The sequence below is a fragment of the Streptomyces sp. NPDC037288 genome (genome assembly GCF_055603265.1).
The window spans coordinates 1-24,710 of the sequence record NZ_JBVJVY010000032.1 but is presented as its reverse complement, the minus strand read 5'-3'; the positions used below and the strand labels follow the sequence as shown (position 1 = coordinate 24,710).

Annotated in this window: 7 protein-coding genes; all 7 read right to left on the bottom strand. The window is 73.4% G+C overall.

Annotation, left to right across the window (positions count from 1 at the left end; translation table 11 throughout):
* Positions 1–77: 77 nt before the first annotated feature.
* Positions 78–1,202 (bottom strand): hypothetical protein, encoded by a 1,125-nt coding sequence (locus ACZ7GZ_RS29655; protein WP_471028848.1) that lies wholly within the window; start codon positions 1,200–1,202, stop codon positions 78–80.
* 4 nt (positions 1,203–1,206) lie between these two features.
* Complete coding sequence (locus tag ACZ7GZ_RS29650; RefSeq protein WP_471028846.1) at positions 1,207–1,611, bottom strand: hypothetical protein; 405 nt, start codon at positions 1,609–1,611, stop codon at positions 1,207–1,209.
* A 571-nt stretch (positions 1,612–2,182) separates the two neighbouring features.
* Complete coding sequence (locus ACZ7GZ_RS29645; RefSeq protein WP_471028845.1) at positions 2,183–2,914, bottom strand: DUF7873 family protein; 732 nt, start codon at positions 2,912–2,914, stop codon at positions 2,183–2,185.
* Positions 2,915–4,105: 1,191 nt separating this feature from the next.
* Positions 4,106–5,245: an alpha/beta hydrolase gene (locus ACZ7GZ_RS29640; RefSeq protein WP_471028844.1), complete on the bottom strand. Its 1,140-nt coding sequence runs from the start codon at positions 5,243–5,245 to the stop codon at positions 4,106–4,108.
* Positions 5,242–7,857 (bottom strand): thioester reductase domain-containing protein, encoded by a 2,616-nt coding sequence (locus tag ACZ7GZ_RS29635; protein ID WP_471028843.1) that lies wholly within the window; start codon positions 7,855–7,857, stop codon positions 5,242–5,244. Before ACZ7GZ_RS29635 ends, ACZ7GZ_RS29640 begins: the two co-directional genes overlap by 4 nt.
* Positions 7,858–7,968: 111 nt before the next feature.
* The gene (locus ACZ7GZ_RS29630) at positions 7,969–21,858 is read right to left on the bottom strand and encodes an SDR family NAD(P)-dependent oxidoreductase (RefSeq protein ID WP_471028841.1); all 13,890 of its coding nucleotides are present in this window, start codon (positions 21,856–21,858) and stop codon (positions 7,969–7,971) included.
* 167 nt (positions 21,859–22,025) lie between these two features.
* Positions 22,026–23,753, bottom strand: coding sequence for a fatty acyl-AMP ligase (locus ACZ7GZ_RS29625; protein ID WP_471028840.1), 1,728 nt, complete (start codon positions 23,751–23,753; stop codon positions 22,026–22,028).
* Positions 23,754–24,710 lie beyond the last annotated feature (957 nt).

The following is a 24,710-nucleotide window of genomic DNA, read 5'->3' as shown; positions in this document are numbered from 1 at the left end:
TCACTGACAGTGGTTACGGCTCCCAGGTTACTCGGGACACGGATGGACGGCACGGAACGCGGACCCACTCGACGTGGTCACAGTGGTCCGCCGTAGGTGGCCAGCAGGCGGCCCGCGCTCGTCAGGACGGGCAGCGTTCCCGGGGCCAGCGAACAGCCGACGACGAAGGTGACCACGCCGACGACCGCGTGGAAGGCGCAGCTGAGGGAGTGCACGCCCTCGTCCTGACCCCAGGCGTACGCCAGCCTGGCGGGGACGAGGAGCAGGGCGACCGCGGCGGTGGCCAGGAGCACGGCCGCGACCGGGAAGAGGATGTCCCAGACGACCGCCACTCCCGGGTCGCGGGAGAACGTCGCCCTGACGGCCGCTCCGGCGACGGGCATGGGAGCGAACGAGACGGTGAAGAACAGCCGGCCCACGTACCGTCGGCCCCGTCCCAGGTCGGCGGCGCGTCTGACGTTCCTCCGCTTCACGGTGGACGCCGCAGGGCTGGTGCGTGACGCCGGAGAGGCGAGGATGCCCGTCGGCGCCGCGCCGGCCACCTCGTCGGTTGCGGGCTCCGGTTCGGTCGGTGACGCCGGTGCGGACTCGCCCCGTACGACCTTCGCCGAGCCGGGCAGCCCCTCGTCCCGCTGGAGATCGTCGGTCAGGGCGCGCAGTTCCGCGCGGATCGCACGCAGTTCGTCGTCGGCCGCGGCCAGCACGCTGTCGAAGGCCTGCTGGTCGTCCGACGGCCGCCAGTTCGCTGCCCGGGGACGGCTCTCCGCCGTCGCGCGGTAACGGGCGCGGGCCATCAGCTCCTCGAGGCGCGCACGTTCGCGTTCGGCCTCTTCCTTCTTCGCCTGGGCCCGCATGACCCGCCACTCAGCGTCCCGCAGCCTCTCCTCCACCTCGCGGAGCGCCTCGCGACGGCCCTCCGCCCGTGCGCGACGGGCCTCGTCCTCAAGGGCGGCGCATCGTTCCCTGTAGTGCGTCAACGCCAGGGTGAGCGCGTCGATGACGTGCTGCGCGTGCAGGCGCGCGGTCTCCGGCGTGACCCGGGGGCTGAGGGCGGCGGAGCCGGCCGGACCCGTCTGTGCCGGGCCCAGGTGCACGTTGACGTGGGTCACGGTCTGGTCGCGGCCCGCCTGATACACACCGCCGTGGTCCGAGGCGCTGCCCCACAGACGGATGGCGCCGGTTCTGGCTTCTGGCTCGTCCATGCGGTCAGCGGTAGTGGTTGACGGTCTGGTCGCGTGCGGACTGGTACACCTGGGCCTGGCCCTCCGCGCGTGCCTCGAGGTGCACGTTTCCCCTGATCTCCTGGCCGTCGCGGTCAGTGCTCAGGTCCTTCAGGAGCGACTCCAGGGCGGCCACGGCCTCGGGATGCCGGGCCAGCAGGGTAGCGAGACGCAGTTGCCATTCACTCTCGAGATCGCCGGGTGCCCCGCCTGCGAGCAGAGCCTCCCGGGACCCGGACAGGAGACCGTCGATCTCCTCGGCCTCTTCCGGGCGGAAGCGCCGCCACAGGGACACGACACCGCGCTTGGTCTGGCCCCAGGCGTCAGTCGCCATCAGCGTCACGACAGCCGTACCGGCGGTTCCGGCGACCGCCAGGGCGTTCGGGTCCACGTGCTTCCCCCTCGTCCGTGGATGGGATGCGGCGGAGTCGGCCCCCGCGACCGCACACGGCTGGCAAGGTTATCCCAACTTCCTTGCGAGGCACACGGGATACTCCCGCGGCAACGTGGCGGGGCCCGGGAGTCGTATCCAGCTCCCGGGCCCCTGGGGATGCCACCCAATTGCGCACGCCGGCGGCGTTTAAGAGGACGGATCAGTCATCATGCCGTCGTGTTCTTCCTTTGAACTACCGCACCACGTGAGAGGTGCAGGCGAGAGTCGAACTCGCATCCGACGGCGTTCGTCCGGCCCCGGTCGATCCGGCGATCGGCGGCGATGCTGAGACTGGAGCGAGAGTCTGAGATTGACCGCGGCTGCCTCTGCCGTGTTGGGCTACCCCGGCCCGTTGGTGGTGCTGTGCCGGGGGAAGGACTCGAACCTTCACTGTCACCGCGTGTTTCAGGCTGAACTTCAGTGTCAGCTTGCGCTCCTTGCGCCAACCGGTCCTCAATCCGGTCCGCGCCTGTCGCGCACCCCCGCGCTCGCACGCGGGGGCGATCGTGGATGCTACCCGTGGCCGGTGTCAGCCGAACAGGTAGCCGAACACCGCGTCGCCAACCCGCTGGTCGGTGACCTCGGCGCCGTTGGCCTCCTCACGGGCGAACTTCACCGCCTGCTGGAGCTTCTCGACCCGCTCCACCAGCTCGTTCACCCGCCGCGCCGGAAGCGCTCCGGAGAACTTCACGGTCGTCCAGTACCCGATGGGCACGTCCTCGTAGTACACCTCGACCTGGGCCGGGTGCTTCTCGGTCGCCTCCGCCTTGACGTGGTTGCGCGGGACCTTCTTCGTACGGATCGTGCGCACCGGGTCCGTCTTCCACCAGTCCGTCGACGGGTCGTGGGACCAGGACTCGGCGGCGTCGAGGGTGGGGAGTTTCCTGATGAACGTGTGCAGGTCGGTGAGCTGCTTCTCCAGGAACAGGAGGTAGCTGACCGGGACGTCGGCGACGATCGTGCGGCCGTCGACCGTGACGTCCGCGCGGGCCGTGCAGTTCGCCCAGTCCTTGGTGGCGGTCACGTCGAAGAGCCGGGTGAGCGACGCGGACATCCCCCGCAGCACGTCCTCGGCCTGCACCTGCACCCGCGTGGACTCGGGCGGCAGCTGCTCGCCCTCCTCGTCCTTCGGCTGGTACGTGCGCGAGATACCGGCCAGCAGGGCCGGCTTCTGCACCTTGTGGTGCGCGGCGGTGATGTCCTGGAGCGACTTGCTCTTGACACCCTTCTCGACAGCGATGATCTGGTTCAGTTTCGCCACTTCGGGTCCCCCTTCGAACAGGTAGGAACGTACCTCAGCGGCTCGAACGCACGCACTCCCTTTATCGCCCCCCGTAGTGCCTTCGCATGGCCGTTGTGATCACAGCGGGTGGCGCATTAACCTCCCTTGCGGAAGGCGCACTTGCCAGCGACTTCCCGCCGCAACGCAGTTCGGGGTCTCAGGGTCCAGCGGGGAAGATCCGCGGTACCGACCCGTCCGGTGAACGTGTTGCGGTCGAAATCGTATCTGGGGGGATTGCGGGCCCGACGTCCCGCTCGGGCGCCGAGGGCGGCGTCAAGGCACTAACCGAATACGCGGCCTGGACGTCGGCAGGGCCTCAGTTGATCACTTGGACACTCGACAGGGTGTGGTGGTCGATCTGAGACCTGCCACATGCTTGCTCAGTTCGGCCACCCTCACAGAAGGGAACCGGGCAAGTGGACTCTCAGGCCGTCCTCTGGTTGCTGGCATGGGGTGGCGTACTGTCAGTACTCCTCTTCGTACTCCAAGGTCTCGTTCGGCAGCTCAGCGATTTCATCGACGCGTGCCGCCCGCTGGTGGCCAAACTGCGGAAACGAGCGGGCACGGATCGCCGAACCGGTGTCTCGCGCCGTAGCGGACCGGCTACCGTACGGGGGCGTTCTGCCCGTGATCGGGAGGGTGAAGAGGGTTCGTGACGTCAGGCAACGCGTCGGGGGCCGACGAACCCTGCCGGTGCCGACTACGTCGACGGCATGAGCGACGAGGCCATCGCCCTCCGACTCACCCATGACGGCATCCCCTGCCCTCCGCCCACGACGCCGCCCGCAACCCCGACGGCCCAGCACGCCGAAGGCGAGTACCGCGAACGGCAGCAGCAGCCCGGCGAGCGACACGGCGGCGAGGCCCAGCCCTTGCCGCCCTTCCAGAAAGCGCTGAGCCCACCCCGGAGCCGCGAATCCGCCGTGTGCGCTCTGCCGCCGGCCAGAGCATCTCAACCAACCCGTCGCGACGGAGATCGAGCGGTTCTCGTTGAAGGCTGAACATGGTGGCCTGGTTGTCCGCATGTGACTCGGGCCGTAATACCGGGATGGAGCCCGGGGCCACGTCGTACGGCGTTCCGCTCCGTCGGCGGCGAGCTGCGGTATGCGGTGCTTCCTGGAGCGTGGTTCGGTCACCGGCGGGTTCGGTGGCCGGCCGGCCAGCCGTCCGTCACCGCCGTCCGCCGAGGAAGTCGAGGATGTGACCGAAGACGTCCAGGGCGGCGCCCCGGCCGAGGAATGTGTCCAGGTGGCCGTAACCGGGGATCTCGGTGTAGGACACGTCCAACTGGGGTTGGCGGTGGGCGAGTACGTCGTGGCAGAGCCGCTGGGAGTCCAGCCACAGCCCGTTGTCGCTGCCGGCGAGCAGCAGCACGGGGGTGTCGATACGGCCGGCCGCGTCCAGCGCATTGGGCGGCAGGGCACGGTAGCGGTGGTCGGTGTCGTGCCAGCGGACCACGCTGCGGGCCAGCTCGATGCGGCGCAGGTGGGGCAGGATCCACAGCGGCGCGGGGCCGAGGAGGTCGGCGAGGCGGTCGTGGGTGGCCTCGGACAGGTTCTCGTGCACGAAGAGCGAGGCACCCGTGCCCCAGGCGGAGTTGTGCAGGATCTGGCAGGCCGGGTCCGGGCAGCTCGCCCCTCGTGACGCCAGTGCGAACAGCGGGGTGTACTTCGACCACAGGCCCACCTTGCGGAAGTCGACCGGGATGTGGTCGATCCGCGTCTTCAGCAGCTCCCCCGCCAGCGACATCCGCAGCGATGTCCGGCCGGCGAGCTTCGGCGTCAGGAACACACCCTGGGACACCACGCCGGCGAGGCCCGGCACCAGTCCCGCCGCCATGCTCAGGGACAGCGTGAGCGAGCCGATGCAGTGGGCGACCACGAACAGCGGGCGGTCGCCTGTGCGCTCGCGAACGTGTTCGACGGCCGCGGGGATGTCGTACAGGGCCACGTCGTCGTACGTGTACCTCTGGCCGGTCTCGTTGTACGGCAGCCGGCAGCTGCCCCGCCAGTCCAGCAGCCAGGGCTCGTAGCCGTCGTCGAGGAGGACGTCGACCAGATTGCGGGTCTCCGGCAGCAGGAACATGTCGGCGGACGCGGTGTGTCCGTGCAGGAGCAGCACGGCGGGGCGGTCCGCGGCGCCGGTGTCGATGCGGGTCAGGCCGAGGCGGACGCCGTCGTCGGCCCGGAAGGGGATCTCCTCGACGCGGGCCGGGTCGAGGCGGTGTTGGAGCGGGCGCAGGGCCGCGGTGGTCCTGACTCGGCGCAGCGCCGGCCCGCCGACGCGGGAGGCGGTCGTCCTGAAGATCATCGGTGGTGCTCCGTGAGGGTCGGGGTGCGGCGCAGGTCGAGCAGGTCCGCGGCGGCGCGGGCGAAGGGGCCGAGCAGGCCGCGGCCCATCTCCAGGCCGAACCAGGTGAGCCAGGTCAGCTTGGCGGCCCGCTTCTCCTGGCCGGACAGACGCGGGTCGACCTTGATGCCGTCGATCTGGTCGCGGACGTAGGAGTCCGCGGGCACCACGACCTCGCCCTGCAGGCTCGCCGGTTCGCCCTCGCGGCCGATCCGCACGGTCAGCGCACGGGTCTGCCGCCACAGGTCGCGGCGCGCCCGGGCGTACTTGTGGCCCTCCAGCCACCAGTGGCCGCCGTCGGCAGCGCGCAACCGCAGCCGGCAGCGCAGCAGTTGGTGGCTGAGCCCGTGCTGCTGCGGGATCCCCTCCTCGGGGCGGATCCAGATGTCGCCGCGCTCGACGGCCAGCGGCTCGGGATGTATGGCAGTACAGACGACCTCGCCGGTCACGTCCACCCGGCGCTCCTTCACCAGCTGGTACATGCTCGCGATGGAGAGGGTGAGCGCCATGGAGCAGGGGCTGTCGGCGGGGGCGCCGACCGGTCCCACACTGCCCTCCGTCGTCTCCGAGAACCACAGATAGGGCTGATCGTCCTTGTGCGGCAGCCGGGCGAGGCCGTCCTCGGCGAGCCGCTCGAAGGTCCTCAGCTGGGCCTGCGCGTCGTAGCGGGCCGCGGGCGGCAGCCCGAGAGCCGCGACCAGCGCGGCGGTGCGCGCGCCTGTGGCCGCCGGGCCCTTCAGGGTCGCCTCGCACAGCCTGAGGGCGGTGGGGCTCTGCAACACCCTGGTCAGGAAGGCGAGTTCGGGGACCGGTTCGGCCGCCAGGCGGGCCAGGGCGTCGGTGCGCCACTCGTCCCAGTCCTGGACGCGCACGTGCATGCCGCCGAGCGCCATGTCACGGACGACGTCGTCGAGTGTGTTGGGCACGCCGGTGAGGTTGTAGTCGTAGCCCCAGGCGTCGGGCTCGCAGATCGCGGCGACGGCGACCCGGCTCACCCAGTCCACCGGTGCCGCGTTCAGGTAGTTGAAGGCGGGTACGGTGCGGAAGCGGCCGAAGGCCGAGACGAGGCCGCTGCTGAGGTCCTGCGGGTTGTAGGCGCCGGTCTTCGTGTGGCCGCCGATGCCGCCGGGGCGCAGCGCGGTGACGACCAGGCCGTGGTCGCGGGCACGGCGCAGGGCCACCTCGGCGGCCCACTTCGACTGGTCGTAGCCCGAGACGAGCCGGTCGACGTGCGCGAGGGGGTCGTCCTCGCCCATGGAGGTGATGCCGACCTCGTTGAACACGGCGATCGAGGAGATGTGGTGCAGCGGCTTGGGCCGCCCGGTGGCCGCGAGTTCGGCGAGGGTGAGCGCGCCGAGGACGTTGCTCGCCCGCAGCGACTGGTAGCCGCGCAGGAAGTCCACGGCCGCGGCCACGCCCACGACGCCGTCCAGTTCGCGGGCGAGCGTGTGCCACAGTTCGTCGGACAGGCCGAGCCGCGGCCGCCGGATGTCGCCGGGCAGCACGGTCACCCGGCGCCGCACCTCCGACGACCAGGGCAGCCGGTGGCTCTTCAGCGCCTCTCCGAGCCGGGCGACGGCTGCCTCGTCGTCGGCCGCGCGCACCAGGCAATAGACATGCGCGTCGCTGTGCCGGAGCAGGTCGAGCAGCATATGACTGCCGAGAAAGCCGGTGGCGCCGGTCAGCAGGATCCGGCGGGGCGGCAGCGGCTCGGGCACGTCGGCGAACGGCAGGCGGTCGGCGAGGGCCAGATCGGCGAGGATCTGGTCGAGGTCCTCGCGGCGGGCCCTGGCATACCGGTCGTCGCCACTGCCGGCACGGGGGCGGAGCGCCGGTGGGGTGCGCGGAGTCGGGATCGGAAGGGTGCGCGGGGCGAGGTCCGGAACAGCGCCCGCTGCGGAGAGCGGCAGTGTGCCGGGAGCCGGAACCGCGACAGCGCCCGCGCCGGAAACCGGCAGCGTGCCGGCGGCCGGCACCCGTACCGCACCCGCATCGCAGAGCGGGGTGCCCGGGGCCGAGGCCGGAGCAGTGCGCGCATGGGAAGGCGGCAGCGTGCCGGGGGCCGGAACCGCAGCAGCCTCCGCGCCGGAGGCCGACAGCGTTCCCGCGGCCGGGCCCTGCACAGTGCCCCGGGCCGTGGGCGCCGGGGTCCCCGCGTGCACGGCCGGCGGGGCGGCCTCGCTCGACGCCTCTGCCCCGGTCGCCTGCAGCCAGCGCCGGGCGAGACTGATCGGACGGGCGTCGGCGAACACCTCGTCCAGACCGAACTCGATGCCCAGCTCGCCCTCCAGCTCCGCGACGAGTTCCACGGCGTGCACGGACGTGCCCCCCGCGTCGAAGAAGTCGGCGTCGGGCGACAGGTGTCCGGCGGGCAGGTAGCGGCCCGCCGCGGCGGCGATGGCGGCGGCCACGCCGTCCACGTCCCGGGGCGGGGCGGGGGCGGCGCCGGAATCCGCACCGGCGGCGGCCTGCATCACCCTGGCCAGCAGGTCGTCCACGCCGAGCCCGCCGCCACCACGCTCGATCGCCTCGGCGGTCGCCCGCTGCCCGGAGTCCTCCGTCACGTCACGCATGAAAGCCCTTCCACGATGTGCCCGTCCTTTCCGTTGCCTTCCGGCAAGGCCCTTGCTTTGCGACCAGGTCCTTGCTTGCGATGAAGTCCTCACCTGCTGCTGCGGACGTCCTCACCGCTGCTCCCAGGACCGGAACGCCCTCAGGTGCTCCGGTGTGACCACGGCCTCCAGGCGCTCGTCGTCCTGGTCACCGCCGCCGAGCGCGGCCACCAGTCGCCGCGCCGGTACGTTGCGCTCCGTGCGCTCCGCCGTCAGCCGGACCTTCGTGCAGCCCAGTTCCTCGGCACGGCCGGCCAGCCACCGCAACAGGTGTTCCTCGACCCCTCGGCCGAGCGCCCGGCAGCTCATCAGCCAGCCCAGGACATCCAGTTGATCGCCTTCGGCACAGAGCGCGAGCAGCGCGATCTGCCCGTAGTCACCGAACCGGTCCCGGGCCGCCGCCGTCCACACCTCGCCCCGCTCCCGCCACCGGGCGACGTCGCCGCCGTCGGCCGACCGAGGGTGGAGCGTGAACTGGTTGGTGCGGCGGACGAGTTGCTCAGCCCGCTGCACGTCGGCCTCGGACAGCGTCCGGATGTCGACCTCCAGCTGCAGCTGGGCGAGGAACTCCTCGAACCCGGCGGCTGCGCGGACGGTCTCCCGCTCCCGTTCCTGCGCATAGAACCGGGCCCGCAGCGCGTCCTCGGCGGTCACCGCCGCGGGGACCAGCGGCCACAACCGGCCCAGGAACTCCTCAAGTTCGTCCGCGGGCGGGCAGGTCACCGACAGCACCTGCGGCAGCGCGGAGCGCACCTTGGCGATCTCGGCGGGGTTGTCGTCCAGGAACAGGAAGCTGTCCAGGCCGAGGCCGAGCGTGCGTGCGGCCTCGGCCAGGCGGCCCGGCTTCGGTCCCCAGGCGGCCGACAGCACGCTGAGGTGCTCCGCCTTCAGCAGGCTGTCCGGGCGGTCCAGGACGGCGCGGACCGTGGCCTCGTCGTTGTTGCTGACGAGCGCCAGCAACGCGCCCGCCTCGCGCCACTGCAGCAGCCTTCGCGCGAGCAGGGCGCGCGGACCGGTCAGGTCGACGGCCTCGGGGCCGATCTCGCCGGCGACCCCGCCCCACAGGGTCTCGTCGCCGTCCACCGCGATCACCTTGGGCGTGGGGCGCAGCACCGCCCGTACGACGTCGGCGAGGCGCAGTGCCACGGCCGCCTGGAAGGGCGGGGTGAAGGGCAGGTGGGCCAGCCGCTCGGTCCGCTCGTCGAAGCGTTCGCCGCCCGGGTGGTGCCGGGTCCAGTCGTCGGTGCCGAGCACCGCGATGCCGGGCAGGCCGGCCAGGTCGGCGGCGACCCCGCGCTCCCACTGCGTCAGTCGGTCCTCCTGACGGGCGGCGGGCAGGAAGCCGACGATCAGCGGCTTGCGGGTGCGTTCCGACAGGGCCTTCAGCGCGGCCGGGTAGGCGGTGCGCAGCTCGGCGAGCAGTGCGTCGTCGACCGGGCCGAAGCGCTCCAGGTCCACCGCCCGCAGCAGCACCGCCCCCACCGCGGTCGCGGGGTCGGCGAAGACACCCGAGGGGTCCTGGAGACTGGCGAGCACGTGGTGGTACGGCGCCTCGGTGATCGCCGGTCCACCGTCCTCGGCCCCGTTCGCGACGGCCGCCTCGCACATCAGCGGGAGGTTGCCGAGGGCGAAGCTGGCGGCGAGGGCCAGGGACCGGCGAGGTGCGGGCCCCGTACCGGCGGGAGCCCGGATGCCGGCGCGTGCCGGCACCGCCGGGTCCTCAGCCGTCTCCGCGAGCAACCGCAGCAACTCCTCTCCCAGCTCGGCGGTGGTCGCGGCGTCCAGGATGTCCAGGTTGTGGTCGAGCCGGACGCGTGCCGCGTCCGGGGTCATGGTGATCATCAGGTCGAGGTCGGAGTAGCCGGTGCCGACCGGCAGCACCTCCAGCCGGGTGAGGTGGCGGGAGGACCGTACGTAGTTGAAGTAGACCTCGACGAGCGGTGCGTTCTCCCGGTGCAGGCCCTGCCGGGCCAGGGTGGCCAGGACATCGGAGAACACGGCTCCCTTGGCCAGGACCCGCTGCAGGCGCGCGTCGGTGCGGCGCAGCACCTCGGCCACCTGTTCGCCCGCGCGGGCCTCGGCCGGGAACGGCACCGGCACGCCGAAGAAGCCCACCGCGTCGTACGCGTCGGCGTGGATGCGGGTGTCCACGGGCACGGCGAGCACGAACCGCTCCCGTTGCCGCTTTCTTGCCAGCAGCACCGTCAGGGTGCCGAGGCAGAAGGCGGCGGGAGTGACGGCCAGCCTGCTCGCGGCCGCCGCAACCCGTTCCATCAGCCCGTCGGGAATCGTCACGGTCACGCTGCCGGCCCGGTAGGACCGGGTCGCCGGGCGCGGCCGGGCCAGCTCCAGGTCGAGCCGTTCGCTGCCGTGGAAGTGCTCGCGCCATTCGGCACCCGCCCCCTCACCGCCCTGCTGGGCCTCGACGAGGAGGGCGATGTCGCGGTTGGTGACGGCGGTGTCGAGGGGGGTGCCGGACAGTTCCGCGTCGATCTCCCCGGCCACGAGCAGCAGCGACTGCAGGTCGCTGACCGCGTGGTGGGCGCCGAACACCAGAATCCGGCCCTGTGCACCGCCGTCCAGCAGCTCGAACCGCCACAGTGGTGTCGTCGCCAGGTCGAACGGCGGCTCCAGCAGGGTGCGCAGGTGCTCGGCGGCGTCGAGTGGGCCTTCGACGACCGTGCAGCGCAGCACCGGCTCCGCCGGCTCCCGGTCCACGCGCAGCTGCCGGACGCCTTCCTCCCCGGTGACGATGGCGGTGCGCAGGGCCGCGTGGCGCGCGACGAGTCGGGTGAGGATGCCGGTGAGCGTCTCCGGGGTGGTCGGCGCGGTCAGCCGTACGGCGAGGCCGATGCCGTGCGCCGCGTCCGGCATGCCCGGCCGGGCGCTGCGCAGCAGTCGTACGACGTCGCGCGTCGCGGGCCGCCGTTCGGTCTCCGGGACCTCCCCGACGAGGTCGCCGGAGGGCTGCCGCGCCACGGCGCCCCGCTCCGGAAGGCCCTCGGCCAGGGCCTGGGCGAGGCCGCGGATGTCGGACGCCGCGAACACGTCCGCGGCCGGCAGCTCCACGCCCAGTTCGCGGACGAAGGCGTTGCGCAACCGCACCAGCATGAGGGAGTCCAGGCCCAGTTCCTTCAGGGCCGTGGTCGCCGACACGTCGACCGCTCCTCCGGAGACCTCGCCGACCCGGGCCCGGACGTACGCCTCGAGCCAGGTGGCGCGGTCCTGGTCGGTCGTCGCCGCGAACACCTTCTTGACGAAGCCGTCCGAGGCGGCCGTGCCCGTCGGGACGTTGACCAGGTCGCCCAGGATCGGGCGGGTGCGCACGACGTCGGGGACGAGCGCCAGCATCTCCCGGTCCAGGACGATCGGCGCGAGCTGGCGGCGGGCGGTGGCCAGGACCCGCTCGAACAGCTCGCCGCCCTCCTGCGGCGAGAAGGCCACCAGGCCCGAGCGGCTGGTCTCGGCGGCCCGGGTGCCGGACCCGGCGACCATGCCGACACCGGCCCAGGCACCCCAGTCCAGGCTCAGCGCCCGGCGGTCGGTGCGGGAAAGGTGGTGTGCCCAGGCGTCGAGGAAGGCGTTCGCCGCCGAGTACGGGCTCTGCCCGGCCGACCCGAGGAGTCCTGCCGCGGAGGCGAACAGGACCAGGTTCCGGGCCTCCGGGATCAGCTCGGTGAGCAGAGCGGTGCCCAGGACCTTCGGGGCGAGGACGCGCAGGACGCGTTCGTCGGTCAGGTTCGCCACCGTGGCGTCGTCGAGCACACCGGCGGTGTGCACGACCGTGGCGACCGGTCCGCAGGCGTGCCGTACGGCGTCCAGGGCGGCCGTGAGACTCTCCCGGTCGGCGACGTCGGCGCGGGCCAGGTGCACGGTGACGCCTCGCTCCTCCAGACCCGTGATCCAGTTCCTGGCCTCCGCGTCGGGCGTGCCCCGGCTCATGAGAGCCAGTCGGCGGGCCCCACGGCGGACCAGCCGCTCGGCGACGACACGGCCGAGGCCGCCCAGACCGCCGGTGATCAGGTGCACACCGTCCACGAAGGTCTCGCAGTGACCGCCGTCGTCCGGGCGGGTGTGGGCCAGGCGCGGCACCAGGCGGCCGGTGCCGCGCAGCGCGACGAGCCGTTCGTCGTCGGCGTGCCTGAGCTGGGCCCACAGGGCGTCGACGCCGTCGGTGGGCGGCAGGTCGATCAGCGTGGTCGACAGCTCCGGGTACTCCTGCGCCACCGCGAGCCCGAAGCCCCAGGCGAGCGCCTGCTGCGGGTTGGTCACGCCGGTGCTGTCACCGGCGGCCTGGCTGCCGCGTACGACCACGAACAGGCGCGGAGCCCGGCCCTGCGGACGGCCGGAGAGGGCGCGCACCAGGTGCAGGGTGCTCAGGCAGCACAGCCGCGCCGCCTCCTCGGCCGATCCGGTGTCGCCGATCGCCGGGGCGTCGAGGGCGGTCAGCTGCACCACCTGCTCGGGCTGTCCGCCCGCGAAGGCCTCCTCCATCAGCCGGGCCAGGTGATCGGGGTCGGCCGGATCGAGGACGTAGCGTCCCGGTCCCTCGACGGCGAAGGCGTTGCCCCTGCGGGCGACGACATGCGGCACCGAGGAGCCGAACCGCTCGCCGAGCGCGTCCGCCACCCCGGTGTCGTCGGCCAGGATCAGCCAGCTGCCCTTCACCGGCGGCTCCTGCGCCACCGGGCGCGGGTGCCAGCGGGTCTCGAAGAGGGCGCCGTCCAGCGGCGAGAGCGCGGCCAGCCGGAACCCCTCCATCTCCAGGACGAGTTGACCGTCCTCGTCCCAGATCGTGAGGTCCACGGTGGCGGTGTCGCCGGACACGGAGCGCAGTTCGCAGCCGGCCCAGGCAGGCGCGGTGCGCAGGCCGGTGAACCGCAGCCGTCCCACCCCGGCGGGCACGAACGCCCGGCCCTCGGGCGCGCCCTGGGGCAGGGCGGCCGTGTGGAACGCGGCGTCGAGGACCGCGGGATGCAGCAGATGGCCCGCGGCGGGCCTGGCGGCCAGTCGGCCCAGGGCCGCCGAGTGGCCGCGGCGGCCCTGCTCCAGGCCCCGGAAGGCGGGGCCGTAGTCGATGCCGAGGGCGGTCAGCCCGGCGTACACCGCCGGCAGGTCCACGTCCTGCGTGCACTGCTCACGCACGGCGGTGAGCCGCACGTCGGCCGGCGGCTGCTCGCCGGTCACCGCGACGCGTCCGCTGACGTGCCGCTCCCACCGCGGGCGCCGCTCACCGGCGGCCGCGGAGGCGACGGTGAAGGACCGGAAGCCGTCCCGGGTGGGCCGCAGCACCAGCTGCACCCGTACGGGCCGTTCGGGATCCATCCGCAACGGCTGCACGAACCCGATCTCACTCAGGTGGACTTGGCGACCGTCCTGCACCGCGGTGGCGGCCTCCAGCACCATGGCGAGGAAGGCCGCGCCGGGCAGCCAGACCTCGCCGTCCACCCGGTGGTCGCCGAGATAGGCGAAGCGGCTGTCGCGCAGGTCGATGTCGCCCTGGAAGAGATGCCGGTCGGGCTCGTCACTGGACTCGACGTGCGTGCCGAGCAGCGGTGAGCAGCCCGTGGCGGTGACCGGGGCGGGCGTGAGCCAGTGGCGTTCGCGGGCGAAGGCGTACGTCGGCAGATCGACGCGACGGCCTTGCGGGAACAGCGCCGGCCAGTCGGGCGTGTGCCCCGCGACGTACAACTCGCCGACCCTGCGCAGCAGGACGTCGGGTCCGTCCTGCTGACGGCGCAGCGAGCCGATGCCGGCCACGTCGATCCCGGCTTCGGCCGCCACCGCCTCGATGGACGACAGCAGCGACGGGTGCGGGCTGAGCTCGACGAAGTAGCGGTAGCCGTCGTCCAGCATCCGTCGGACGGTGTCGGCGAAACGGACGGGCCGGCTGAGGTTGGCGTACCAGTAGTCGGCGTCCAGCCGGTCACCGGAGACGGGTTCGGCCAGCACCGTCGAGTACAGCGGCGTCGGCGCCTGTGCGCCCCGGATGCCGGAGAAGCGGTCGAGCAACTCCGTGCGCACGGGCTCCATCAGCGGGGTGTGCGAGGCGAACGGCGTCGACAGCGGTCGTACGGTGATCCCCCGCTCCTCGAGGTGTCGGCGCAGCCCGGCCAGCGCGTCGGCGGCGCCGGAGACGGCCGTGGAGCCCGCGCTGTTGACCGCGGCGACGAACAACCGGTCCGCGTAGGGGGCGAGCAGCTCCTCGACCCGCGCCCGCGGCAGCTCCACCGCGACCATGCCGCCCTGCCCGACCAGCGGGACCACGGCCCGGGCCCGCCCGGTCACCACGGCCACGGCTTCGTCCAGGCCGAGGGCGCCCGCGCTGTACGCGGCGGCGATCTCGCCCAGGCTGTGCCCGACCACGGCGTCCGGGACCACGCCGAGGGCCCGCCACGCGGCGGCCAGCGCCGCGTTGACCGCGAACAGCACCGGTTGCAGGCACTCGGTCCGGTGCAGCGGGGAGAACTCCTCCGGTGCCCGCAGCGCGTTGAGCACCGACCAGCCGAGGTGCCGCTGGACCGCCTCGTCGATCCGGGTCAGCTCCTCGCGGAACGCCCCGGAACCGGCCAGCAACTCCAGGCCCATGCCCGGCCATTGGCCGCCGTGCCCGGAGAAGACGAAGGCCACCTTGCCCGTCTCCTCCTCGCGTGGCGTGGCCGGCTGCGCCCGTCCACTGCCCAACGCGTCGAGGGCGGCGCGCAGTTCGTCCACGTCGCCCGCCGTGACCGCCGCCCGCCAGGGGAAGTGGCTGCGGTGCCGGGCCAGGGTGTGGGCGACGTCCGGCAGCGCGGTGTCCTCGGTCAGGTGCCGGGCCAGCCGTGCGGCCTGCCCGCGCAGCGCGGCCTCGCTCCGCCCGGACAGCACGAACAGCCGCTTGCCGGGTGGGAGTTCCTCTGAGGGCTCGGGCTCCGGCGCGGACGGCGGGGCCTCCTCGACGATCACATGGGCGTTGGTCCCGCTGATCCCGAAAGCGCTGACCCCGGCCCGCCGGACGCGCTCCCCCGCCGCCGGCCACGGCACGGCTTCCTGCAGCAGGTGCAGACCGCTGCCGTCCCACTCGACGTGCCGGCTGGGTGTGCCGGCGTGCAGGGTGGCCGGCAGCATCCGGTGGCGCAGCGACTGCACCACCTTGATCAGCCCGGCGATGCCCGAGGCGGCCTGCGTGTGCCCGAGATTGGACTTGAGCGAGCCCAGGTACAGCGGGCGCTGCCGGGTACGGGAGTCACCGAAGACCTGCGCCAGCGCGTTCGCCTCGATCGGGTCGCCCAGCGTCGTGCCCGTGCCGTGCGCCTCCACGTAGTCGATGTCGGCGGGTTCGAGGCCGGACAGCTCCAGGGCCCGCCGGACCACCTGTTCCTGCGCCGGGCCGTTGGGCGCGGACAGGCCCTGGCTGCGACCGTCCTGGTTGACGGCCGTGCCGCGCAGCACCGCGAGCACCTCGTCGCCGTCCCGCCGCGCGTCGCTCAGCCGCTTCAGTACGAGCATGCCGGCGCCCTCGGCCCAGACGGCGCCGTCGGCGTCGTCGGAGAAGGAGCGGCAGCGGCCGGTCGCGGACAGGCCCCGCAGCCGGCTGAACTCCACGAAGGTCTGCGGGGTCACCATGAGCGTCACACCGCCGGCCAGCGCCAGGTCGCACTCGCCCGACCGCAGCGCCTGCGCCGCCAGGTGCACGGCGACGAGCGACGACGAGCACGCCGTGTCCACCGTCAGCGCCGGGCCGTGCAGCCCCAGCGCGTACGCCAGCCGGCCCGAGGCCACGCTGAGCGCCGACCCGGTGCCGACGTACCCGTCCAGCTGGTCGAGCCGGGAGCCCGCCAGGTAGTCGCTGCCGAACATGCCGACGTACACGCCGGTGGCGCTGCCCGCCAGTTCGGCGGGGACGATCCCGGCGCGCTCCAGCGCCTCCCACGCGGTCTCCAGCAGCAGCCGCTGCTGCGGGTCCATGGCGGCGGCCTCCTTCGGGGTGATGCCGAAGAAACCCGCGTCGAAGGACTCGATGTCGTCCAGGAAGCCGCCCTCCCGGGCGTACGACTTGCCCGGCGCCTCCGGGTCGGGGTCGTACAGCGACTCGACGTCCCAGCGCCCGGCCGGGAACGGGCCGACCGCGTCACGGCCCTCGGCGACCAGCCGCCACAGCTCCTCCGGGTCGCCCACGCCGCCCGGCAGGCGGCAGGCCATGGCCACCAGGGCGACCGGCTCGTCGTGCGCCGCGCTGCGGGTGTGCGGCGCGGCGGGCGCGGGACGGCGGGCGGTGGGGCCGCTCGTCGCGATCACGGTGGCCAGCAGGTGCTCGGCGAGGCGGGCCGGGGTGGGGTGGTCGAACAGCAGGGTGGCCGGGAGCCGGGAGCCGAGGCGGGCGCCGATGCGGTTACGGAGCTCCACCGCCGTCACCGAGTCCATGCCGAGGTCGCGCAGCGGCTGGTCGGGGCGGACGGACTCCGCCGAGCGCAGACCGAGGGCGCGGGAGGCCTCCTCGCGGACCAGGGCCAGGACGCGGTCGGCGCGCTCCGCCTCCGGCAGCAGGGCCAGCCGGTCCGCCAGGCCGTCCGCGCCGTCCTGCCCGGTGCGGGGCGCGGGCAGCAGGGAGCGCCACAGCGCGGCCGCACCGCCGCCCGCGCCGGCCGTGGTCTCGCGCAGGCGGGGCAGGTCAAGGGCCCAGGCGACCAGGTGCGGGGCGTCCCGGCGCAGCGCGAGTTCGACGAGGTCGCGGCCCTGTTCCGGAGTCAGGGCGCGGTGGCCGAGGCGGGCCATCCGCTCCAGGTCGGCGTGTTCGACGGCGAGGCCCTCGCCCGCCCAGGCGCCGAAGGAGACCGACACCGCGGGCAGCCCCAAGGCGCGCCGGTGGTGGGCGAGCTGGTCGAGGAAGGTGTTGGCGGCGGCGTAGTTGGCCTGGCCCGCGTTGCCGACGACACCGGCGGCGGAGGAGACCAGCAGGAACAGGTCGAGCTGTGCGTCCGCGGTGAGCCGGTGCAGGTGGGCGGCGCCGTCGGCCTTGGGGCGCAGCACCCGCGCGAGGCGTTCGGGGGTCAGCTCGGCGACCACCCCGTCGTCCAGGACACCGGCGCAGTGCACGACGCCGCGGAGTTCGCCGGCGACGGGACCGATGACGCCGGCCAGGGCCGCCGGGTCGGTGACGTCGCACGCCGTCACCTCCACCTCGGCGCCGAGCGCTGCCAGTTCCGCGGTGACCCCGGCCGTGCGCGGGTCGTCGGCTCCGCGCCGGGACGTCAGCAGCAGGCGGGGCACGCCCTGTTCGGCGAGGAGCCGGGCGATGTGGCGTCCGACGGCGCCGAGGCCTCCGGTGATCAGTACGGTGCCGTCGACGGGTGTCCGTGCACGGTCCGTGTCGGCGGCGCGGGCGCGCACGAGCCGGGGTACGAGCAAGGTGCCCGCGCGCCCGGCGAGTTCGGGCTCGTCCCGGTGAGCGACGGCGGCGAGCAGGGCAGCCGCGGGATCGGTGTCCTCGAGGTCGAGCAGTATCAGCCCGAGGTCCGGATGCTCGGCACGGGCGCTGCGGGCCAGGCCCCACAGCGCCGACTGGGCGAGGCCCGGCACGGTGTCCCGGTCGTCGGCCGCGACCGCGCCGCGGGTCACCCAGACGGTCCGGGCGGGTGCCTCCTCCTGTGCGGCGAGTGTCTGCAGCTCGGCCAGCGCGGCTTGAGTCACCTCCCGTGCGGCGGCGTGCGTTTCGGCGTCGGGCGCCGGCCGCGGCCAGAAACGTACGAGGACCTCGCCACCCGTGTCGCGCACCTGGCCCCCCAACGCTTCGAAGCGGCGCGAGGCCGCAACGACGTCCGCCGCGAACGCGTCATCCACGGCGGTCGGGTCACCTGTCGCCAACTCCCCTGCGCCGGCGTCCGGTCCGGCGTCGGGCGCCGGCCGCGGCCGGAAACGTACGAGGACCTCGCCACCCGTGTCGCGCACCTGGCCCCCCAACGCTTCGAGGCCGCGCAGGGCCGCGGCGACGTCGGGGTCGGACGGGTCGCCGACGACGGTCCAGTCACCGGCCGGTGCCTCGGCGGGCGGTTCGGGCGCGGCCGTCCAGGCCACCTCGTACAGGTGCCGCCCGTTGCCCGAACCGCCTGCGAGGTCCGCCGGGCTCGCGGCCCGCAGCCGTACCCCCTCCAGCCGACCCGCGGGGAAGCCGTCGGCGTCCCACAGCGTCACGTCCAGGGTGAGATCCGTGCCGGCGGCACCGGTGCAGCGCACGGACGCGGTGAGGTCGTCGGCGCGGCCCGGCGACAGCGCGGCGCGGCCCACGGAGACCGGAAGGAGCACCCGGCCGTCGGAGGCGGCGCCCCCTTCGAGGGCCGCTGCCACGTGCAGCGCGGCGTCCAGCAGCGCCGGGTGGACCGGGTAGGGGTCGGCCAGGTCGTGGGCCACGGACGGCAGCGACAGCCGGGCCAGCAGCTCACCGGCGCCGGTCACCACCGCCTCCCGTACGCCCTGGAAGGCCGGACCGTAGCCGAGACCGAGCCCGGTCAGCCGCTCGTAGGTGTCCGGGCTCCAGGCGGGCTCCGCCGCCTGAGGCCACACCGGCGACCGCGCCGCCACCGGGGTCGCCCCGGCCGCCGAGGCGGTGGCGTGCAGGGTCCAGCCGGTGGTCTCCTGGCCGCGCGGGCGGCTGTGCACGGTGATCTCCGGTGCCGGGCCGGCGGTGACCACCTCGACGGACACCTCCACCGTGCCGGAGGCCGGCAGCACGAGGGGTGCGAGCAGCAGCAGGTCGGTCACGTCGGCCGGGTCGTCCGGGCGGGCCACGGCGAGGGCGGCCCGGCACAGCTCCAGCAGGGTCGTGCCGGACACCACGGTCCGGCCGAACACGGTGTGGTCGGACAGCCAGTCGGCGGTGGCCGGGGACCACTCGTTGCGGAAGGTCCAGCGGGTCTCGTCGGCCGACTGCAACTGGACGCCGAGCAACGGGTGCGCGGCTCGGTCGAACAGGCCGGGCCCGCCCGAAGCGGGCTCGGGTGCGATCCAGTGGCGCCGGGTGTCCCAGGCGTAGGTCGGCAGGTCCGCCCGGACGGTGTCGGCGACCAGGCGCCGCCAGTCCATCCGCCCTCCGTGGACGTGCCGTTCGGCGGCGGCGCGGTCCAGGCAGGCGGGTCCGTCCTCGTCCCGGCGCAGGGAACCGACGGCGACCAGCTCGTGGCCGGAGTCCTCGCCGATCGTGTGCAGGGCGGTGAGCAGGGACGGATGCGGGCCGATTTCGACGAAGTGGCGGTAGCCGTCTGCCGCCATGCGCTCCACGGTGGGCGCGAAGCGGACGGGTTCGCGCAGGTTGGTGTACCAGTACTCGGCCTCCAGCTCCTCGGTGACCGGCTCACCGGTGACGGTGGAGTACCAGGCGACCGACGTGGGGTACGTGGTCACGCCGTCGAGCTCGTCGAGGATCGTCGCGCGGACCGGCTCGACCCGGACGCTGTGGGAGGCGTAGTCGACGTCGAGCCGGCGGACGAAGACCTGTTCCCGGTCGAGGTCGGCGAGCAGGCCCTCCAGCGGCTCCACGTCACCGGCGATCACGGTCGACCGGCCGCTGTTCACGGCGGCGACCGTGACCCGGCCGCCGAGACCGTCGAGGCGGGTGACGACCTCGGTGTGCGGCAGGGCGACGACGGCCATGGCGCCGGTGCCGGACAGCTCGTTCAGGGCCCGGCTGCGCAGGGCGACCACCGCGGCCGCGTCGTTGAGGCTGAGCGCGCCGGCGACGCAGGCCGCGGCCACTTCGCCCTGGCTGTGCCCGATCACGGCGTCCGGCCGGACGCCACGGGCCCGCCATACCGCGGCCAGGGACACCATCACCGCGAAGAGCACCGGCTGGACGACGTCGACGCGGTCCAGGGGCGGGGCTCCCGCCTCGCCGCGCAGGACCGCCGCCGCGGACCAGCCGGTGAACGGTCGCAGGGCGGCGTCGCAGCGGTCGAGTTCGTCGGCGAACACGGGATCTCGTTCGAGCAGGTCACGTGCCATGCCGGACCACTGGGCACCCTGGCCGGGGAAGACGAAGGCCACCTTGCCCGCGGGCAGCGTCCGCCGAGGGCCGGCGGTCGGGCCGGGATCGGGCCGGCCCTCCGCGAGGGCCCGCAGCGCGGTCAGCAGTTCGTCCCGGCCGGCCGCCTGGACCACGGCACGGTACTCGAAGTGGGTGCGGTGGTGGGCCAGCGTCGCGGCCACGGCGGGCAGCGGCAGCTCCGGCTGCGCGGCGAGATGTGCGTGCAGCCTGGCGGCTTGTCCCCGGAGTGCGGGGAGGGTGCGGGCGGAGAGCGGGAAGAGCGTCGGGCCGGGCGGCTCCGCCTCCGCCCCGGCCTGTGCGACGACCCCCTGCGGTGCCTCCTCCAGGACGTCCCGTGGTGCCTCCTCCAGCACGACGTGCGCGTTGGTGCCGCTGATGCCGAACGCGCTCACCCCGGCCCGCCGCACGCGGTCGCCGTCGCGCGGCCACGCCCGGGCGCTGCCGTGCACGGCCAGGCCGCTGCCGGCCCAGTCGACGTGCTCCGTGAGGGTCTCGGCGTGCAGGGACGGCGGTATGAGCTCGTGCCCGAGGGCGAGCACCGTTTTGATCACGCCGCCGATGCCCGCGGCGGCCTGGGTGTGACCGATGGTGGACTTCAGCGAGCCGAGGCCGAGGGGCCGGGCGGCGGGGCGGCCCGGTCCGAAGACGGCGGCCAGTGCGCGACCCTCGATGGGGTCGCCGAGCCGGGTGCCGGTGCCGTGCGCCTCGACGTGGTCCACGTCGTCCGGTGCGAGTCCGGCGGCGTCGAGGGCGGCGCGCAGCACCCGTTCCTGCGCCGGGCCGTTGGGGGCGCTTAGCCCCTGGCTGCGGCCGTCCTGGTTGACGGCCGAGCCCTTGACCACGGCGAGCACCCGGTCGCGGTCGCGGCGGGCGTCGGCGAGCCGCTTGAGCAGCACCACCCCGCAGCCCTCGGCCCACACCACGCCGTCCGCGTCGGCCGAGAAGGGGCTGCACCGCCCGGACGGCGACAGCCCGCGCAGCCTGCTGAACTCCACGTGTGCCCGCGGGGTCACCAGCAGGCTCGCGCCGCCCGCGAGGGCGAGGTCGCACTCGCCTGCCGCCAGCGCGCGGGCCGCCAGGTGCAGGGCGACGAGGGAGGAGGAGCAGGCGGTGTCGACCGTGACCGCCGGGCCCTGCAGACCGAGGGTGTAGGCGATGCGCCCGGAGGCCACGCTGGGTGCCGAGCCCGTGCCGACGTGCCCGTCGAGCTGGGCCAGCGAGGCGGAGGCGAGGTATCCGCTGTCGTACAGGCCGATGTAGACGCCGGTGAGGCTGCCGTGCAGCGTCTCGGGGACGATCCCGGCCCGCTCGATCGCCTCCCAGCTGGTCTGCAGCAGCAGCCGCTGCTGCGGGTCCATGGCGTCGGCCTCGCGGGGCGAGATTCCGAAGAAGGCGGCGTCGAAGCGGTCGATGCCGTCGAGGAAGCCGCCACGCAGCGTGTACGCCTTGCCGGTGGCCTCGGGGTCGGGGTCGTAGAGGTTCTGGGTGTCCCAACGGCCCGACGGTACCTCGGAGATGGCGTCCTCGCCGGCGGCGAGCAGCCGCCACAGCCCTTCGGGGTCGTCGGCGCCGCCGGGGAAGCGGCAGGCCATGGAGACGATGGCGATGTCGTCGTCCGCCGCCCGCGCCGGAGCCTCGGCGCGTACCGGTCCGGCCGCCGGGGCGGGCGGATCGCCGAGGACCGCGTCGGCCAGCGCGGCGATCGTGGGGTGGTCGAAGACGAGCGATGGCTCCACTGGTCGGCCGGTCCGTGCGGAGAGTTCGGCGGCCAGCGTCACCAACTGGCGTGATCCCAGCCCGAATTCCGCAATCGGCCGGTCCGGGCCGACGGCCAGCGGGTCGAGCCCGGCGGCCTCGGCGACGGCCGACCCCAGCCAGGCCCGTACGTCCTCGGCGGTGGTGAGGGGCGTGATGGTCGACTGCTTCCGGGGCTCGTTCACAGGCATCTGGGCAGGTGTCCTCAAGCATTGGTGACGCGGGCGGATTCCGCACGACGGCATGCGGCAGCGGCGTACGGCTGACATCGGGTGACGTACGGCCGAAGTCGACGGACGTACGGCCGCGGGGGTCGGACGTGCGACCGGCGCGGGCGGGCGCGCCGGTGGCGGTGGGGTCATCCCGTGACGGGCACGTCGACCAGGGCGAGGGTGCCGTGGAGGTAGGCCGCCCGGGAGGCGCGGCGCTGGATCTTCCCGCTGGACGTCTTCGGGATGGTGCCGGGGTGGACCAGCACCACGTCCCGCACCGACAGGCCGTGGGCCTGGCCGATCGCGCCGCGCACCAGGTCGGTGATTTTCTCGGCCTCGCCGGCCGCCTCGGGCGCCACCTCGGCCACCACGACGACCTGTTCGCCCTCCACACCGCCTGCGTTCACGGAGAACGCCGCGGTGCAGCCGGGCCGCAGTGCCGGGTGGGACAACTCCGCGGACAGCTCCAGGTCCTGCGGGTAGTGGTTGCGCCCGTCGATGACGACGAGGTCCTTCAGGCGGCCGGTGACGAACAGTTCGCCGTCCCGCAGGAAGCCGAGGTCGCCCGTGCGCAGGAAGCGGCCCTCGCGGCCGGTCACGGTGGCGCGGAACGTCTCACGGGTGGCAAGGGTGTTGCGCCAGTAGCCCTTGGCCACGCTCGCGCCGGCGACCCATATCTCGCCGACCTCGCCCTCGGGCAGTTCCTCCTGCCGTTCAGGGTCGGCGATCACCACGGTGATCCCGGTCCCGGGCCGGCCGCAGCCCACGGCGGCCGCGTCCGCCTCGCCGGCGTGCGGGCCGGTCCCGGTGGCCTCCAGCAGGGTGGGCGGGACGTCCACCGCACCGCCGGTGACCATCAAGGTGGCCTCGGCCAGGCCGTAGCAGGGGTAGAACGCCTCATGGCGGAAGCCGGCCGCGCGGAAGGTCTCGGTGAACCGTCGCAGCGTGGCCGCGCGCACCGGTTCGGCGCCGTTGAAGGCGACCTTCCACGCGCTCAGGTCGAGGCTGTCGACCAGGTCGGCGGTGGCGTGCTTCAGGCACAGCTCGTAGGCGAAGTTGGGGCCGCCGCTGGTGTGCGGCCGGTAACGGCTGATCGCGGTCAGCCAGCGACCGGGGCTCTGCAGGAAGTGCAGCGGCGAGAAGAGCGTGGCGGTGGCGCCCAGGTACAGCGTGTTCAGCACCGGTCCCATGAGGCCCATGTCGTGGTAGACGGGGAGCCAGCTGAGGATCAGTTCCCGGTCGTGCTCCACGAGGGCGTCCGGGGTGTGCCCCATCCGCTCGGTGATGATCCGCTCGTTGTCCAGCAGGTTGCCGTGGGTGACCGCCACACCGCGCGGGGCGGAGGTGGAGCCGGAGGTGTACTGGAGGAAGGCCACCGAGTCGGCGGTGAGGTCGGGGGCGTGCCAGGAGCCGGCCGCGTCGTCGGGAATGTCCTCGGTGGCGACGCGGGGGACCGTGTCCAGTTCGGGCAGCTGCTCGGTCCATGTGCGCACGGCGTGGATGACGTCGCGGTCGCCGAGGATCACCTTGGTGTCGGAGTCGGCCATCAGACGCTTCATCCGGATGAGAGCGCGGTGGTTCTGCGACCGTCCCCTCGGGGGCACGCCCGGCACGGCGACCACGCCGGCAGCGAGGCAGCCCAGAAAGGCGGAGACGAACTCCAGGCCGGGCGGATGGAGCAGCAGGGCGCGCGAGCCGGCCAGGCCGCGGTCCTGGAGCCAGGCGGCGACGGCCCGGGAGCGGTGGGCCAGCTGTCCGTAGGAGATCTCCTGGGTGTCCCCGTCGCAGTCGCCGGTGAGGAGGTACCGGTAGGCGGTACGGTCGGGCTGTTGCTGCGCGTGTACGGTCAGTAATTCGACCAGGGAACGAGCCATGTGTCGAGTCCCACCTGTCCGGGTCAGCGGGTGAGGGAACTGGAGTTCGATGGCCGCGTGATATCCACGCGCAGAAGCCGTTGACCCGGCCCCCTTGCCAGGTCATCCGTCTCGCCACTCGCCCGGCGGCGAGATGGCCACAGGTCTCCCCTTGCCCCCCACTCAACTTGCTACCAATGAGTAACACCTTAACAAGTCCCGCCGGTCGACGGGTCGAACGTATGTAAACGCTGCGTGTCCAAAAGGAGTTGGCCGTCCGCCGGCTCCGCTGAGCCGGCTCCCCCGTCCACGCACCCGGCGCCGGGCCGGCTGTCGGAGCCGCCCGAGCACGCCCGCCGTGCCGTAGGCCGGCCACAAGGCTTCCTGCACTTCGGCGTGGACCACGCCGCGCTTGCGCATCACGGCCCAGCACGGCAGTCCGCAGTCCCGACGGATCGCCCCGTACAGCTCGGCCTTGCACGATCGCGACCTTCGCGGAACCGGTGCGCCGCGCCCGCGAGGCGGCTCCCGCCGACCACGGATTCCGCCAGCGGTGTGCAACGGCTCGCAAAGCGCGGGACGACCGGCGCAAGGAGATCGCCACACTCGTCACCGAATTGCGCGAAGCCCCGCAGCGCGTCTTGCTGATCACCGTCGCCATGCTTCGACGGTGCCGCTGCTGGATCGCCGACGCCATAGGCTTGCGAGGACCGGCACCCTGCCGCATGACCGATTTTCACCGCCTCCCCGTCGCTCCTGCCCTCTCCGGGAACTAACGTTCAATCGTTCGCGTCTTTGTTCGTTGCACTGAACGAACTACTGTGGGACTGACGGGGGTTGCACGGGGATGGGTTACACGATCCCGGGCTGGCTGGACCAGGTTCTGGACTACATCGGTATCCACTTTCCGAATGTGGACGAGGACGACTACCGTCACATGGCGGACGCCATGCGGGAGTTCGCCGACAAGTTCGAGGG

Excerpts from the sequence above, each read along its gene's own strand:
- ACZ7GZ_RS29655 (WP_471028848.1), bottom strand. The coding sequence starts at position 1,202 with ATGGACGAGCCAGAAGCCAGAACCGGCGCCATCCGTCTGTGGGGCAGC.
- ACZ7GZ_RS29640 (WP_471028844.1), bottom strand. The coding sequence starts at position 5,245 with ATGATCTTCAGGACGACCGCCTCCCGCGTCGGCGGGCCGGCGCTGCGC.
- ACZ7GZ_RS29635 (WP_471028843.1), bottom strand. The coding sequence starts at position 7,857 with ATGCGTGACGTGACGGAGGACTCCGGGCAGCGGGCGACCGCCGAGGCG.
- ACZ7GZ_RS29630 (WP_471028841.1), bottom strand. The coding sequence starts at position 21,858 with ATGCCTGTGAACGAGCCCCGGAAGCAGTCGACCATCACGCCCCTCACC.
- ACZ7GZ_RS29625 (WP_471028840.1), bottom strand. The coding sequence starts at position 23,753 with ATGGCTCGTTCCCTGGTCGAATTACTGACCGTACACGCGCAGCAACAG.